14 protein-coding genes are annotated in these 14,893 nt (G+C 51.3%); 8 read left to right on the forward strand and 6 right to left on the reverse strand.

Features of this window, described 5'->3' with window-relative positions:
- Positions 1–4: 4 nt before the first annotated feature.
- The 3 genes from HBA93_RS16430 to HBA93_RS16440 form a co-directional block, all read right to left on the reverse strand.
- Positions 5–868 (reverse strand): ABC transporter permease, encoded by an 864-nt coding sequence (locus HBA93_RS16430; RefSeq protein WP_022709303.1) that lies wholly within the window; start codon positions 866–868, stop codon positions 5–7.
- On the reverse strand, positions 868–1,809 hold the full coding sequence (locus HBA93_RS16435; protein WP_022709304.1) for an ABC transporter permease: 942 nt from the start codon (positions 1,807–1,809) through the stop codon (positions 868–870). The genes HBA93_RS16430 and HBA93_RS16435 overlap by 1 nt, the downstream gene beginning before the upstream one ends.
- A gap of 80 nt (positions 1,810–1,889) precedes the next feature.
- On the reverse strand, positions 1,890–3,419 hold the full coding sequence (locus tag HBA93_RS16440; protein ID WP_502910134.1) for an ABC transporter substrate-binding protein: 1,530 nt from the start codon (positions 3,417–3,419) through the stop codon (positions 1,890–1,892).
- Between the two features lie 217 nt (positions 3,420–3,636).
- Here HBA93_RS16440 and HBA93_RS16445 point away from each other — a divergent pair, with 217 nt between their 5' ends.
- Together HBA93_RS16445 and HBA93_RS16450 are read left to right on the forward strand one after the other, a co-directional pair.
- Complete coding sequence (locus HBA93_RS16445) at positions 3,637–4,719, forward strand: D-TA family PLP-dependent enzyme (protein WP_221723974.1); 1,083 nt, start codon at positions 3,637–3,639, stop codon at positions 4,717–4,719.
- A gap of 8 nt (positions 4,720–4,727) precedes the next feature.
- Complete coding sequence (locus HBA93_RS16450; protein ID WP_221723975.1) at positions 4,728–5,621, forward strand: sugar kinase; 894 nt, start codon at positions 4,728–4,730, stop codon at positions 5,619–5,621.
- A gap of 54 nt (positions 5,622–5,675) precedes the next feature.
- Here HBA93_RS16450 and HBA93_RS16455 read toward each other — a convergent pair whose 3' ends face one another.
- Positions 5,676–6,455, reverse strand: a complete 780-nt coding sequence (locus HBA93_RS16455; protein ID WP_221723976.1) for an acetoin reductase — start codon at positions 6,453–6,455, stop codon at positions 5,676–5,678.
- 193 nt (positions 6,456–6,648) lie between these two features.
- On the reverse strand, positions 6,649–7,017 hold the full coding sequence (locus tag HBA93_RS16460; protein WP_221723977.1) for a DUF488 domain-containing protein: 369 nt from the start codon (positions 7,015–7,017) through the stop codon (positions 6,649–6,651).
- Between the two features lie 126 nt (positions 7,018–7,143).
- Here HBA93_RS16460 and HBA93_RS16465 point away from each other — a divergent pair, with 126 nt between their 5' ends.
- From HBA93_RS16465 to HBA93_RS16475, 3 genes are all read left to right on the forward strand, one after another.
- The gene (locus tag HBA93_RS16465; RefSeq protein WP_221723978.1) at positions 7,144–8,229 is read left to right on the forward strand and encodes an ABC transporter ATP-binding protein; all 1,086 of its coding nucleotides are present in this window, start codon (positions 7,144–7,146) and stop codon (positions 8,227–8,229) included.
- A 112-nt stretch (positions 8,230–8,341) separates the two neighbouring features.
- Positions 8,342–9,364, forward strand: a complete 1,023-nt coding sequence (locus tag HBA93_RS16470; RefSeq protein ID WP_221723979.1) for a Fe(3+) ABC transporter substrate-binding protein — start codon at positions 8,342–8,344, stop codon at positions 9,362–9,364.
- 215 nt (positions 9,365–9,579) lie between these two features.
- The gene (locus tag HBA93_RS16475) at positions 9,580–11,232 is read left to right on the forward strand and encodes an ABC transporter permease (RefSeq protein WP_502910133.1); all 1,653 of its coding nucleotides are present in this window, start codon (positions 9,580–9,582) and stop codon (positions 11,230–11,232) included.
- Between the two features lies 1 nt (position 11,233).
- Here the strand turns inward: HBA93_RS16475 and HBA93_RS16480 are convergent, their stop codons facing one another.
- The gene (locus HBA93_RS16480) at positions 11,234–12,127 is read right to left on the reverse strand and encodes a LysR substrate-binding domain-containing protein (protein WP_221723981.1); all 894 of its coding nucleotides are present in this window, start codon (positions 12,125–12,127) and stop codon (positions 11,234–11,236) included.
- Positions 12,128–12,253: 126 nt separating this feature from the next.
- On the opposite strand from HBA93_RS16480, the gene HBA93_RS16485 reads away from it, so the two are divergent.
- Genes HBA93_RS16485 through HBA93_RS16495 form a run of 3 tightly spaced genes read left to right on the forward strand, consistent with a single transcriptional unit; the run spans position 12,254 to position 14,524 of the window.
- Positions 12,254–12,877 (forward strand): glutathione S-transferase family protein, encoded by a 624-nt coding sequence (locus HBA93_RS16485; protein ID WP_221723982.1) that lies wholly within the window; start codon positions 12,254–12,256, stop codon positions 12,875–12,877.
- A gap of 49 nt (positions 12,878–12,926) precedes the next feature.
- Positions 12,927–13,967: an LLM class oxidoreductase gene (locus HBA93_RS16490; RefSeq protein WP_221723983.1), complete on the forward strand. Its 1,041-nt coding sequence runs from the start codon at positions 12,927–12,929 to the stop codon at positions 13,965–13,967.
- 44 nt (positions 13,968–14,011) lie between these two features.
- The gene (locus HBA93_RS16495; RefSeq protein ID WP_221723984.1) at positions 14,012–14,524 is read left to right on the forward strand and encodes a methylated-DNA--[protein]-cysteine S-methyltransferase; all 513 of its coding nucleotides are present in this window, start codon (positions 14,012–14,014) and stop codon (positions 14,522–14,524) included.
- The last annotated feature ends 369 nt before the right edge of the window (positions 14,525–14,893 follow it).

The following is a 14,893-nucleotide window of genomic DNA, read 5'->3' on the forward strand; positions in this document are numbered from 1 at the left end:
GCCCTCACATATCTTTACGCAAACGCGGGTCGAGAAGATCGCGCAATCCGTCACCCACCATCTGCAAAGACAGCACGGCGAGAATGATGGCAAAACCCGGAAACAGCGTCATCCAGTCTGCCTGTCCGACATATTGGCGGCCGGAGGCAATCATCGTGCCCCATGTCGGAATTTCCGGACTGACACCAAGCCCCAGAAAGGACAAACCGGCCTCAGCAAGCATGGCCTGCGCAAACAGAAACGTCCCCTGCACCAGAATAGGCGACAGCAAATTGCGCAACACATGGCGGGTCATAATATGCGGCGTGGATATGCCCAGCGCACGCGATGCCTCGATATAAGGCAGTTCGCGGATAACGAGTGTTGAAGCACGCACCACACGCGCCAGTCTCGGTGCATAGACAATCGACAGCGCCACAATCACTGTTGTCAGCGAAGGCCCGAGTGCGGCCACCAGCGCAATCGCCAGCAGAATATCCGGAAAAGCCATCATCGCATCAATCAGACGCGCAATCGGCGTATCCAGCCGCTGGAAAAAACCGGCCAGCAAGCCTAGTGTGATACCAATCAGGCTTGCCAGCACCACCACGGCGGCACCGACTGCCAATGACAACTGCCCCGCATAAAGTGTGCGGGAAAATACATCACGACCAAATTCATCGGTACCGAAAAACCATGTGCCGTTCGGCGCGGTCAAACGATTGCTGATCGACAATTTACCCGGTGCATAGGGTGCAATTAGTGGTGCCAGAACGGCTAGCAACACGAAAACGATCAGGACGAACAGGCCGAATGCAACGGTGCGGCGACGCAACAGGCGACGGATAAACAACCATGTTTCTGAGGATTTTACACTGGAGCCGGTCATCAGTAACGTACCCTCGGATCGACGGCCAGATAAAGCATATCAATGGCAAAATTAATCAGAACATAGAGCGCGGCGATCACCAGCAACGCCCCCTGAATAACCGGATAATCACGGCGCATCACAGCCGAGACAACAAGATTGCCAACCCCCGGAAGGCCAAACACCGTCTCTGTGACCACAGCACCGGAAATCAGTACAGCTGCGGTCAGGCCGATCACTGTCAGAATCGGGATCAGCGCATTTTTAAACGCATGTTTCATCACCACGCGTCTGCCATTCAGCCCCTTGGCACGGGCTGTGCGCACATAATCATCGCCCAGCACATCCAGCATGGAGGCACGGGTAAAACGCATAATCAAAGCGGAGGACACAATGCCCAGCGCGAAAGACGGCAGCACCAGATGCATCATCCGCTCGCCGAAACTTGTATCCGGCCCGCCATAACCGGAGACCGGAAACAAGCCGTAGCGCACGGCAAATACCTGCATCAGCAGCAGGCCGAGCCAGAAGCTTGGAATACTGGCGGCAAACATCGCCAGCGCCGTTGCGGTCTGATCGAAAAATGAGCCACGTTTAACCGCGGCATAAATACCGACCGGCAACGCAATCGCACTGGCAATCAGAATGGAGAACAATGTGAGAAAGAAGGTCGGCTCTGCCCGTTCCGCCAAGGCATGAGCAACCGGCTGACCGAGGAAAATCGACTGGCCAAGATCACCGCGCAGCAATTGCAGCAGGTAATAGCCATATTGCACCGGCAATGAACGATCAAGACCAAGTTTAGCACGCAGTCCTTCAATATCAGCCTGTGTCGCTTCCGGCCCCAGCATGACGGCTGCAGGATCACCCGGTGTAACGCGGACGATCACAAAAACAATCGTCACAACCAGAAACATGACCACGATCATGCCGATCAGACGCTGTATGATATAGCGTAGCATTCAGTCTCCACCCAATTCGGGAATACCCAACATTTAAAGCCGCGCCGCCTCTCCTCCGAAGCTGGCGCGGCCTGTTTTATTTACTGTGTAACGGAAGCATTCCAGAAATAAGGCCATGGTGCAGGCGTCACACCATCCAGTTTCTTGGATTTGGCAGACAGATTGTTAAAGTTGCCGACCTTGATGAACGGCACTTCGTCAAACACAACTTTCTGCACATCTGCCCAGAGTGCCGCACGCTTCTGCGGATCAGCTTCCGCATTAAACGCATCCATCACTTTGGCGCGCGCCGGTGTATTCCACTTGCCCGGTGCACTGACAGAGAGCGGATCAATCAGAGCCGGTTCCGGCAGGAACGGACTATGGGTGATGTAAATATCCCAGAGTGCCGGATCAGCACGGCGCTGGGTGAGTGTTGCCCAGTCCACCACCTGCATATCGACAGTGAAACCGGCCAGTTTAAGATATTCAGCGGCAACCTGCGCCATTTTATAATGGAACTCATATTGGCGGCTGGTGAGAATACGCAGCGGCTCGCCATTATAATTGGCGGTTTTAAGCAGTGCCTTTGCTGCTTCCGCATCACCGACATTATAACTGCCCTCTGAACCGGCATCGGTACTCCAAATGAATTGGGACGGATAGAGCGATGGTTCAACACTGAAGAAATCCTTGCTGCCATAGGCGGCAGTCAGCATGTCCTCATTATTCAATGCTACCTGAACAGCTTTACGCAGATCACGGTTTGCAGCAATGCCTTTGGAAGTATTCATAATGAAAACCGGCCAGCCGAACGGCTTGAGCATCACCGCATCCGAAGACGCTGAGCCGGACACACGGTCAAAAGCCTCAACCGGCAGCGCATCCACATAACCATACTGGCCGGAAACCGCAGCCTCTACGCGGGTATTGGCATCCGGCACCGGCACAAAACGGATTTCATCGAGATTTTGCTGGCGGCCACCGGCATAACCGCTCGGCTCGCCTTCCTGCGATTTATACCCGTCATAACGCACCAGCTGAATATACTGATCCGGCTTGCGCTCTTTAAACTGATAAGGGCCGGTGCCGACAAATTCTGTCATCGGCTCAGCCTGTTTTTCTGCGGGCAAAACAATGGCTGCGGAATTATTAAACGCTAGCAGAGATGTCAGCGGTGCATAAGGCTGCTTCAGCGTGATTTTGATGCTGTAATCGTCAACCGGCTCAATGGCTTCAATCAAAGTTGCTGCCTGTTTGCCGCGCGAGGCTAAGGTTGTCCAGCGCTTGAGCGATGCCACAACATCTTCCGATGTCATGTCCGAACCATCGTGGAATTTAACGCCCTCACGCAGCTTAACCAGATAGGTTTTTCCGTCGGCAGAGATTTCCGGAAGGCTGGCAGCCAGAAGCGGCGCCGGTTTCCAGTCTTTATCGAAAGTATAAAGCGTCTCAAACATATGCTGACTGACAATGCCGACGAGATCAGCCGTTGAGACCATCGGGTCCAGTGTCGGCGGCTCACCAATAGTTGCCACATCCAGCACGCCGCCTTTTTGCTGCGCGAAAGCGGATGGTGTCAATGCGATTGTCGCGGCACCCAATAACAGTGCCAGTTTCATTGCCTGCATTTTCTGAACCCCCAATTGTTTGCCTGCATCAGGTGATGCAGCTCCTCCTCGGTATGATTTTTCATTTTGTCCAAAATAATGGACATTAGTCTATTTTACCGGATTGACGTATCTCAATACAGTATGCATAACTTGTCAAGGGGGCGACCAGCCTGACCGGTACGTTTTTTGACGTCTGAAAGGCAAGTCAACAGGGTCGCGGAATTTGTGAGGAAAAATGGAACCAAAACTTGCGGACCAATTGAACACACCGGCAATTGTCGTTGATCTGGATATTGCAGAAAAAAATATCCGTAATTTTCAGTCCTATGCGAACCAACATGGTTTCAAGGTGCGTCCTCACATCAAAACGCATAAATTACCGGCGCTGGCCTATGCCCAGCTTGCAGCAGGCGCAGACGGCATTACCTGCCAGAAAATCTCTGAAGCAGAAGCCATGCTCGACGGCTTGCAAAAACAATATGGTCTCTCCCCTGACCTGCTGATTACCTATAATATTTTAGGCAGCGAAAAACTTGACCGGCTCAAAGCGCTCGCGCACCGCACAAAACTGAATGTGGTTGCGGATAATCTGACTGTAATTAATGGTCTGTCCGAAGCTTTCGCCAATGAGGCACAGCCTTTAACCGTGCTGGTAGAGTGCAATACCGGTGCAGACCGCTGTGGTGTAGCAACACCTGAAGCAGCAGCAGAACTTGCCAAGGCCATTCATAACGCTGCAGGGCTGCATTTCGGCGGCCTGATGACCTATCCGCCTGCCAATGCCCATGCAGCCGTTGAAAACTTCATGGAACAGGCAAAACAACAAATCGAAGCATCCGGCATCACAGTTCCACTCATTACCTCCGGCGGCACGCCCTCAATGATGAGCGCGGCTGATGCACCTGTTGTTACAGAATACCGCCCCGGCACCTATATTTATAATGACCGCTCACTGGTTGAGCGCGGCGCTTGCACCTATGATGATTGTGCATTTTTTGTACTGGCAACTGTTGTGTCCGTGCCGTCTGACAACCGCGCGATTATTGATGCCGGCAGTAAAACGCTGACTTCTGACCTGTTCGGATTGAGCGGTTATGGCCATGTCCTCGGACGCGATGATATCCGCATCGATCAGTTGTCGGAAGAACACGGCCGTCTGGTCAGCGACAAGCCTATCAACCTCAAAGTCGGCGACAAAGTACGGATCATCCCGAACCATGTCTGCGTCGTTACCAATATGTTTGACAGCCTCTATATCCAGCGAAACGGCATGGTCACGGAGAACTGGCCGATTGCAGCCCGTGGCAAGCTGGTCTGAGGTTAATCATGAGCGGACAGTTTCTCGCCATCGGCGAGGCAATGATCGAGCTTGCTCCTGATGGCAACGGCTTGTTACGGCAAGGCTTTGCCGGAGACACCTTCAATGCCGCTTATTATGCCCGTGCGGCGCTGCCAGCAGACTGGCAGGTCAGCTATTTCACTCTGCTCGGGCAGGATGCAATGTCCGATGCCATGCTGGCATTCATGGCACAAAAACAGATCGGAACCGACTATATAGGCCGCCATGTATCGCGCATGCCCGGCCTCTATATGGTGCATCTCAACAATGGTGAGCGCAGTTTTTCCTATTGGCGGTCGCAATCCGCAGCTCGTTTGCTGGCAGAAAACAAAACTGCATTGCGGCAGGCCATTGAAGCTTCTGATATTGTTGTTTTCTCCGGCATCACGCTGGCAATCCTTGAGGGTGACGGGGCTGATAATCTGCTCAGCATTCTGCAAGAGCTCCGCGATACGAATAAGATTATCGCTTTCGACCCCAATATTCGTCCTCGCCTCTGGACAGATAAAGACCATATGCGCGCACAACTGATCCGTGGTGCCAAAGCCAGCAATCTGGTGCTGCCAAGTTTTGATGATGAGGTCGCCTGTTTCGGTGATTTGACGACAGCGGACACAATCAGCCGCTATCAAAGCTACGGTCTGAAGCGGATCATTGTCAAAAATGGTGCGGATGAAATTGAAGTTCTTTTTGACGGCCAGTCTTTTACAGTCAAAACAGCGCCCGTCGCACAGATTATCGATACAACCGGTGCAGGAGATAGTTTCAACGGCTCATTCTTAGGGCATTTTGCACAAACCGGCGATGCCGGAGCCGCCATTCGTTTTGCAGCACAAACCGCAGCAAAAACCATCCAGCACTATGGCGCTCTGGTGGACTAAACACAAAAGCCCGCCGGAATTTCCGACGGGCTTTCTTATAAAAAACCGCAGCAATCAGCGATAAACAATACCGCCGTCAGTCAGAATGGCCTGACCGGTAATATAATCGGAATCCGGCCCTGCGAGGAAAGAGACCAACGCTGCGACATCATCCGGTGTTTGCGCACGGCCAAGGGCAATACCTTCAACAAATTTCTTATAGGTCTCGCCCTTCGGCGCGCCGGTCAACTCTGAGAACCGCTCGTCAATTTCCACCCACATATCGGTACCGACAATGCCCGGACAATAGGCGTTCACGGTGATGCCCGCGCTGGCATATTCCTTCGCCGCAGCCTGTGTCAGCGCCCGCACCGCGAATTTGGTTGCGGAATAGACGCCAAGCATCGCAAAACCATCATGACCGGCAATAGACGACGCATTGATGATTTTACCCTTCTGGCCACGTTCCTTGAACTTCGCCGCAGCCGCCTGAATACCCCAAAGTACGCCGTCAATATTGATCTTAAATATCCGGTCCACTTCTTCCGGCGTCACTTCGGAAAGCGGCTTAACCTGCGCAATACCGGCATTGTTCACAATCACATCAAAACCGCCGAGTTCTTTCTCGGTATAATCAATGGCCGCGTAAATATCCTCTCGCTTGCTGACATCGGCAGCAAAAGTCGTTACCTTGCGCCCGAGCGCTTCAATCTCTTTGGCAACAGCTTCAAGCTTGTCTTCTTTCAGATCAACCAGTGTCAGATCAAAACCGTCTTTTGCCAGACGCAACGCAATGCCGCGACCAATACCCTGAGCAGCTCCGGTAACTAACGCAACCTTATTGGTAACAGTCATAATCATATCCCTTTCGTCTTGAGGATCGAAAATCTGCCGGTCAACATGCCTGCTATACACGGCCGCAATATGGCCTTTTGCAATGCATGACTGATACCGGATATGAGGACAGAATCGCAGATTTCTGCTTTAGTTCATTGATTACAATCAATTTTCCATTCAAATCAGAAAATACATCTCAAAGCATCATCGCTTACGACGCTTGTTGCTCTGCCAAATAATCTCTGAGAACAATTGCCTGATTATGGTCCGTATCTTTTGCTGAATAAAGCAACGTAACCACCCCTTCTGAACAATGCTGCAAAAGCAGTTTCACAGGTTCAGGATTATGCTGTAATTCCTCACGATAGCGCCCGCAGAATATCTGCCAGTTTTCCAGACTGCTTTCCTGATGATGGAACCATTGCCGCAGCTCCGTTGTCGGCGCTATCTCTTTGAGCCAGAGATCAAGTGCAGCGTGCTCTTTGCTCATACCGCGCGGCCAGATGCGGTCAATCAGCACTCTGAAACCATCATCCGGTGATACATCTTCGTAAATCCGTTTCACTGCGATTTTTAACATTGCCCGCACTCCTCCGGCATTGCCAAACATATTCAGTTTTACAAGATGATAAATGTCAGGTTTTTATAGTACAACTCCGGAACGGGTGTTATAGCAAAATCGGAACGGAAACAGGCAGAGTGAACAGTGCATTCAAAAGACCACACCGGACAAAGTGATAACAGACTTGCTGCTTTGGAGGTTTCATCCGTCAGCAGACATTTCGACACTACTGCCGCACTGCAGGATATTTCGCTGTCCGTTGCTTCCGGGGAAATCATCTGTCTTGTCGGCCATTCCGGCTGCGGGAAAACCACTCTGCTCAAGATTATTTCCGGTATTGATACGCCGGACAGCGGATCTGTTTTCATCAATAATCAGCCCATCGTCAGCGGCACGCATTTTATCGAACCGGAACAACGCCGCGTCGGCGTGGTCTTTCAGAACTATGCCCTGTTCCCGCATCTGACGGTCAAACAGAACGTCCTCTTCGGCTTGAGGAAAACACCGCGGACAACGGCCGCAGCTCGGGCTGATGAATTGCTGGCTCTGGTCGGATTATCCCATATGGCATCCCGTTATCCGCATATGCTCTCTGGCGGCGAACAACAGCGCGTGGCATTGGCGCGCGCCTTAGCTCCGACTCCGGACATTCTGTTGATGGATGAACCATTCTCCAACCTCGATCAGGGCTTACGCCAGAAAGTGCGTAGTGAAACCATTGCTCTGCTGCGCCAGTTGGGCACCACAGTTATTATCGTAACGCATGATGCCGAAGAGGCTTTATCTGCCGGAGACCGGATCATTTTAATGAAATCCGGCAAGATCATTCAGCAAGGCACCGCGCATGAAATCTACGACCACCCGAACGGGCGTTATGCAGCTGATTTTTTCTGCAGTTTCAATGCTATTCCGGGCACAATCAAGAGCGGGATGATTGAAACCCCGCTTGGTACATTTCCGGTCAGGAATACAGAACTCAGCGACGGACCGGTAACAATGTATCTGCGCCCGTCCCATATTCATCCGGTGACCGGCACAGATGACCTGCAGAATACAACTGAAGGCACAGTGACAGGCCGTCATTTTCTGGGCGAAACAGAAGAACTGCTTATCAGCACCGGTAGCTTGCAAATGCCTTTGCGTATCCGCACATCTCTCCGGCTGCCAACCAATATACAGAAAATACATTTGCAGCTTGATACGGACAAAGCACTCTTCTTCCGCGATTAAACGCACACACAGTATGTTCACAAAGGCTTGACTTGACAGCCAAACTCAACCAATAGTTGACTTTATTAATCATAATTTCTGTCCATGCAGTTTCAATCATGAAAGAGATACAATGACCAGAACCGGATATGCGCAGGCAGGCTTTGCTCTCGTCTTCGGAACCCTTTTCGCAGGCGCGGCGAATGCAGAAGAAGTCAATATCTATACCACCCGCGAACCGGGTCTGATCCAGCCTCTGCTTGATGCCTTCAAGGCTTCCAGCGGCATTACGGTCAACACTGTGTTCCTGAAAGATGGTTTGGCTGAGCGCGTTGCATCGGAAGGTGAAAACTCTCCGGCAGATATTCTGATGACTGTTGATGCAGGCAATCTGATCGACCTGACAGAAAAAGGCCTTACCCAGCCTGTCTCTTCCAAAGTTCTGGAAGATGCTATTCCGGCACAGTTACGCGATGCAAAAGGTGAGTGGTTTGCACTGTCCATGCGCGCCCGCGTTGTTTACGCTGCCAAGGATCTGGATGTTACCGCTCTGAATTATGAAGATCTGTCCGATCCGAAATGGAAAGGTAAGATCTGTATTCGTGCCGGTCAGCATCCTTACAACACAGCACTGATCGCTGATTATATTGCCCATTACGGCGCTGAAAAAACTGAAGAATGGCTCAAAGGCGTGAAAGATAATCTGGCGCGTAAAGCTGCCGGTGGTGACCGTGACGGCGCCAAAGACATTGCAGGCGGCATTTGCGATATCGCAGTTGCCAACTCCTACTATGTCGGTCTGATGCGTTCCGGTAAGGGCGGTGAAGAGCAGGTCAAATGGGGTGAAAGCCTCAAAGTCATTCTGCCAACCTTCAAAGAAGGCGGCACACAGGTCAATATCAGCGGTGCATCTCTTGCCAAACATGCCAAGAACAAAGACGCTGCTGTGAAGCTGCTTGAATATCTGGTTTCCGATGAAGCTCAGAAAATCTATGCGGAAGCCAATTTCGAATATCCGGTTAAAGCCGGTGCGCCGCTTGATCCGATTGTGAAATCCTTCGGTGAGCTGACAATCGACAAAACCCCGCTCACAGAAATCGTAAGCCATCGTAAACAGGCCAGTGAGCTGGTCGATAAAGTAGGCTTCGACAATTAATAAGAAAACGCCGCTCTTTATGAATAATGAAGAGCGGCGTTTTTTATATTAGAGCGCCGGACGCCCCGTTGGGCGCACAAAACTCACTCTAACACTTTAAAATTATGCTCTAAAGCAGTTACGACGACGATTCGCTTCAACTGCAACACTGAGAGAAAGAGCGGTTTCCGTTTCAGGAAAAATCAAAACCGCTCCGGACAATGGCGAGCCTTAATATGCCAGCATATTCTAAAAGCCGGGTTTTCCGTGCCGGATCTTTATGGCTCTGCCTTTCAGCAGTCAGCGCAATTCTGGTTTTTTTGCCGGTACTGGCGCTTGCTTTACAAGCCGCACAGGGTTCTGAAGGTCTGTGGTCACATCTTCTGGCCACAACATTACCGGTTGCATTCATTGATACACTCATTCTGCTGACTGGTGTCGGCATTATTGTTGCAATTGTCGGCACATCTGCTGCATGGCTGGTAACAGCCTATGATTTTCGCGGGCGCAAAATTCTGGAATGGGCTTTACTGCTGCCGCTTGCTGTTCCGACTTATATTATTGCCTATGCCTATCTTGATATTCTGCACCCGATCGGCCCTGTTCAAAGCGCATTACGGGACATGCTGGGCTATGCAAATCCGCGCGACTTCCGCCTGCCGGATATCCGCTCCATGACCGGCTGCATTCTGCTGCTTGGTTTCGTTCTGTATCCTTATGTCTATATTCCGACGCGGGCGATGTTCCTTACGCAATCTTCTTCACTGATTGATGCAGCGCGAACTTTGGGCGTCACCCGTAATGCAATCTTCTGGCACGTTGCTCTCCCGATGGCACGCCCTGCCATTGCCGTCGGCATCAGTCTCGCTTTGATGGAAACACTGAACGATATTGGTGCGGCTGAATTTCTTGGCATCCGCACACTTACCGTTTCCATTTATACAACATGGGTCACCCGCTCAGATCTGCCGGGAGCTGCACAGATTGCACTGGCGCTCTTGCTGATTGTTGTTTGCCTTGTCTCGCTTGAACGCTGGGCGCGGCGCAAACAGCGTTTTTCATCCAGTGCAAAACGCAGCCAGCAATTCACGCCACATAAAGTCAGCGCAGCCCGTGGCGGTATTTTCTTTTTGCTGGGACTTACACCAATCCTGCTCGGTTTTGTCTTTCCGGCTATTTATCTGGCTACTGAAGCATGGAAACGTATGCGCTTTGCCGGCATCTCGCCACGCCTTTATGATGAAATCATCAATACGGTGATACTGGCTTCGGTCGCGACTATCGTTACACTCACCATCGGCCTGATCGTTGCCTATACGATCCGGCTGCGTCCGGGTAATACCTCGCAATGGTTTTTCCGCTTTTCCACCATGGGCTATGCAGCCCCCGGAACGGTGATTGCGATCGGCGTACTCATTATCACCGGCGCAGCGGATCGCTTTATCAGCCAGATCGCCATGTCATGGTTTAATATGTCGGTCAGCCTGTTCCTGCTCGGCTCCGGCGCAGCACTGATCTATGCCTATCTGGTACGTTTTTTAGCAATATCCGCCGGTAGTATTGATGCGGGCTTCAACCGTATTCCAATCACCTATGATCAGGCCTCCCGAACATTGGGTGAGACGGCAACCGGCACCTTCCGGCATATTCATTTGCCCTTATCCAAAACGGCTCTTAGTGCAGCGGCATTGCTGGTCTTTGTTGATTGCGTGAAAGAACTGCCCGCCACACTGTTGCTACGCTCTCTCAACATCGAAACACTGGCAACCCATCTTTACGGAGAAGCGGCACGCGGTACCTATGAGGAAGCCTCGATCGCAGCACTGGCAATTGTTGCCATCGGTATTCTGCCGGTCATTGTCTTATCCCGTGTAGGGCGCCGCCTGTAAGCTACATGCTCTCTGCTGCTGCCTCCTGATGCAGCCACTCAATAAACAGATTCACAGCAGGTTTTTGTGCATTTTCGGGTAAGGTCAGCACATAATAAGCAAATTGCGTCGGCCAGGGGCGGTCTATTGCAAGCGCAAGGCGTCCTGCAGCGATTTCCGGTCTGGCATAAATATCCCGCACAAGAGCAATTCCCTGTCCGGCCTCAGCAGCACGCAATAACAGGAAATCATCATCGAAAGCAGTGCCCCGCTCCGCTTCCGGCGTCGGCTCCGCACCGCAGGCCGTAAGCCACAAACGCCAGTCAGCACGATCAGAATCCTGCAGCAAAGGGTAGGCCAGACAATCTGACGGCTCATGAATAGCAGGACCTGAGGCCAGTAATGCAGGACAAAGCACCGGCACAAGTTCCGGAGCTATCAAAGGCTGCACATCATAAGACGGATAATCACCAAGCCCGTGACGGATCGCTATATCGACACGTCCGCCATGCAGGTTGGTTAAACCTGACGACGCCTCAACACGGACTTCAATCTCCGGATTTTGTTCCATAAATTTACCCAGACGCGGCACCAGCCATGAGGCGGCAAAAGAGGGCAGCGTGCTAACCGTCAAAGTTTGCCGGTCCGTGCTAGCTTCAAGGGCGGCAAGGCTCGCTTCAATCTGTGCAAATGCCCGCATCAATGCGGGATAAATACCCGCCCCTGCTTCCGTCAGCTCCACACCATATCGCGTGCGCCTGAAAAGTATTACCCCTGTCCGCTCCTCAAGCAAACGGATTTGCTGGCTAACAGCTCCTGAAGTTACTCCCATTGTCTCAGCGGCACTTTTAATACTGCCTGTGCGCCCGGTCTCAGTGAAAGCCCGCAAAGCCAATAATGGCAAAACCTTGCCCATAATTTAGATTTCCTAAATTCAATAATCAGAATCAATCGTTTTTAAAATAAACGATTACAAAATAGTTATGTTCTCAGATGATGTTATCATAATTTAGATTTTCTACCACATCATCAAAAGGAAAAAATGCTTGAACTTTATAGCGATTCATCCCCGAACGGGTTCAAGGCTACCATTGCCCTTGAAGAAACAGGCCTAGACTACACCCTGCATCATATTAAAATTGATCAAGGTGAACACCACAGTACAGATTTCCTGAAACTCAATCCGCACGGACGCATACCTGTCATCACCGACAGTACAACAGGGATAGTATTATTTGAATCTGCCGCCATCCTGCTGTACATCGCTGAAAAATCCGGCCAGTTACTGCCAAAATCTTTTACGGAGCGCTGGCAGGCACTTCAATGGCTGCAATTCCATTCGTCCAGCATGGGACCGATCTTTGGTCAGCGTGTTCATTTCGAAATCTTCGCTGAAGCTAAACTACAGCCCGCCATTACCCGTTACCAAAAACTGACAAAGGATATTTATCAGGTCCTCGATCAGCGGCTGAGTGATGCTGAATATTTTGCCGGCTCAGAATATTCCATTGCTGATATAGCGGCATTCGGCTGGACACATATCGCCCGGATTTGCGGCTTCAGTTTCGATCAATTTCCCTTTCTGAGCGCATGGCACCAGCGGGTCGCAGCCCGTCCGGCAGTACAGCGTGGCATTACGTTGCCAGCCCCCGCAACCGGCCCTTGAACCTTTTCTGCTCTGCCTCCTAATAACTCTCTCTATTGAAAGATATACTATGATCAGCAATCAGGCTGTTTCCGATATCGCTCTGGGTGCATCCTCGGATGCATTCGCACATCATCCGGGTTATCGCCGGATGTTTGCCAACAATCAGCTGACAATCGGTATTTTTCTGCCGCTGCGCTTTTATCAAGGGGATATGCGTGTACTTGAAAATCAAACCGCATTGGTAAAAAGCATTGATGAGTTCGGATTTGCATCCGTCTGGGTACGGGATGTTCCCCTGTACGATCCGTCTTTTGGAGATGCCGGTCAGGTCTTTGACCCGTTTACCTATCTTGCTTTTCTTGCGGCTCACACCAGTCGCATTTCACTGGCTACCGGCAGCGCCATTTTCTCACTGCGTCATCCGATTGATCTGGCAAAATCCGCAAGCACGATTGATCATCTGTCCGGTGGAAGATTAGTACTCGGTATTGCCTCCGGCGACCGGCCAGTCGAATTTCCGGCCTATGGATTAGACCATGATACAAGAGGACAGCGCTTTGCTGAAACTGTCCATTATTTCCGTCAATTGCTCTCCGATAAAACAGCCCCTATCCGGTCAGTCTTGGGAGAAATAACGCAGGCTGAATTTTTGCCAAAACCGCCTTTCGGACGCATCCCTTTATTGATCACCGGCTCCAGTCGCCAAACGCCGGAGTGGGTTGCACACTATGCTGATGGCTGGCTGACTTATCCGCAGCCGACACACCATTCCGAGGGTCCCAAGCGACTGGCGGAGAATATAAAGCGCTGGCGGGACGCTTTGCCCGATGGTGGCTTCCGCCCGCATGTCACCAATGAATGGATTGAGCTGACGGAAGATCCGGATTTTCCGCGCACACCACTCAATGGCGGCTTTACGCTCAAAACCGGACGCAAAGGACTGATTGATCTGCTCGGAGAATGGCAGCAAGCAGGCGTCAATCATGCCGCACTTGGCATGCAGTTTGCGACGCGTCCGCCGGCAGAGATCATACAGGAACTGGCAGAAGAGGTTTTGCCGCTGTTTCCCTCTCTGGAGGGCCCTGCACCTTCTGCCATAAAATGGTAAAATACAAATGATATAGGGACTTAACAGATAGTGACAGGCATAGCATGACAGACCGGTACTACTCAGGAAATATTGAAACCCCGATCGGCACTATGATCGCAATCGTCAACGATCACGGGGCTGTCATGCGGCTTGACTTTGATAATGACAGTCGGGTGCATCCGCCTCAAACACAAATACCAGTTACGCGACACGACGATAATGCAGTGTCACATATTGCGGAGCAGATAGGCGAGTATTTCGCCCGGGAGCGGCGCGTTTTTGATCTTACGCTTGCACCGCTTGGCACGCCTTTTCTGAAGGCCGCATGGCTGGAGCTATCCAAAGTACCTTATGGTATGGTTATTAGTTATGGTGAGCTTGCTTTGCGCGCGGGGCATTTTGGTTCTGCGCGTGCTTTTGGTCGTGTTAATGCGATCAATCCGATTTCGATTATAGTTCCGTGTCATCGCGTTATAGGGGCCAATGGCAAGCTGACGGGCTTTAGCGGCGGGCTTGCTAAGAAAGAGGCGCTGTTGCGTTTGGAGGGCTGTCTTTATCAGGAGCGCTTACTGTGACACAACGAGAAGCCGTTCATAGCAGTCCCTTTGCCTTATTTAAACGATCCGGCTTTGAAGCGGTGGATTTCGCGCCCCGCGTTTACAGCGTCAGCGTTCTGCAGTTTTAGTGATTTTCAATGACAGGTAAGCTTTGTTTATTCGGACAGGCTTGCCGGCTTTATGGCTTTACCGCTTCTCAAATTTGCGGGCCGCTGAGCGGGCATAAATCGACGCCCTGTTAGTAAAAAAAATCCCGCTCAAAGAGCGGGCTGTTTGTTTTGTTGGCGTTTTTTGTCCCGTTCGTATGGTCATCGATAGTCAATTGCTTGCTTTTCCTCCTCACCCTTCAGGTTATGGACGTAATGAGGTGAGAGCGTATAGAAATCG

The organism is Ochrobactrum sp. SFR4, assembly GCF_019730395.1.
In the GTDB taxonomy this organism is placed as follows: domain Bacteria; phylum Pseudomonadota; class Alphaproteobacteria; order Rhizobiales; family Rhizobiaceae; genus Pseudochrobactrum.

What these genes read in the sequence shown, in the direction of transcription:
- HBA93_RS16430 (WP_022709303.1), bottom strand. Translation starts at nt 868, where the DNA reads ATGACCGGCTCCAGTGTAAAATCCTCAGAAACATGGTTGTTTATCCGT.
- HBA93_RS16435 (WP_022709304.1), bottom strand. Translation starts at nt 1,809, where the DNA reads ATGCTACGCTATATCATACAGCGTCTGATCGGCATGATCGTGGTCATG.
- HBA93_RS16440 (WP_502910134.1), bottom strand. Translation starts at nt 3,419, where the DNA reads ATGCAGGCAATGAAACTGGCACTGTTATTGGGTGCCGCGACAATCGCA.
- HBA93_RS16445 (WP_221723974.1), top strand. Translation starts at nt 3,637, where the DNA reads ATGGAACCAAAACTTGCGGACCAATTGAACACACCGGCAATTGTCGTT.
- HBA93_RS16450 (WP_221723975.1), top strand. Translation starts at nt 4,728, where the DNA reads ATGAGCGGACAGTTTCTCGCCATCGGCGAGGCAATGATCGAGCTTGCT.
- HBA93_RS16455 (WP_221723976.1), bottom strand. Translation starts at nt 6,455, where the DNA reads ATGACTGTTACCAATAAGGTTGCGTTAGTTACCGGAGCTGCTCAGGGT.
- HBA93_RS16460 (WP_221723977.1), bottom strand. Translation starts at nt 7,017, where the DNA reads ATGTTAAAAATCGCAGTGAAACGGATTTACGAAGATGTATCACCGGAT.
- HBA93_RS16470 (WP_221723979.1), top strand. Translation starts at nt 8,342, where the DNA reads ATGACCAGAACCGGATATGCGCAGGCAGGCTTTGCTCTCGTCTTCGGA.
- HBA93_RS16475 (WP_502910133.1), top strand. Translation starts at nt 9,580, where the DNA reads ATGCCAGCATATTCTAAAAGCCGGGTTTTCCGTGCCGGATCTTTATGG.
- HBA93_RS16480 (WP_221723981.1), bottom strand. Translation starts at nt 12,127, where the DNA reads ATGGGCAAGGTTTTGCCATTATTGGCTTTGCGGGCTTTCACTGAGACC.
- HBA93_RS16485 (WP_221723982.1), top strand. Translation starts at nt 12,254, where the DNA reads ATGCTTGAACTTTATAGCGATTCATCCCCGAACGGGTTCAAGGCTACC.
- HBA93_RS16490 (WP_221723983.1), top strand. Translation starts at nt 12,927, where the DNA reads ATGATCAGCAATCAGGCTGTTTCCGATATCGCTCTGGGTGCATCCTCG.
- HBA93_RS16495 (WP_221723984.1), top strand. Translation starts at nt 14,012, where the DNA reads ATGACAGACCGGTACTACTCAGGAAATATTGAAACCCCGATCGGCACT.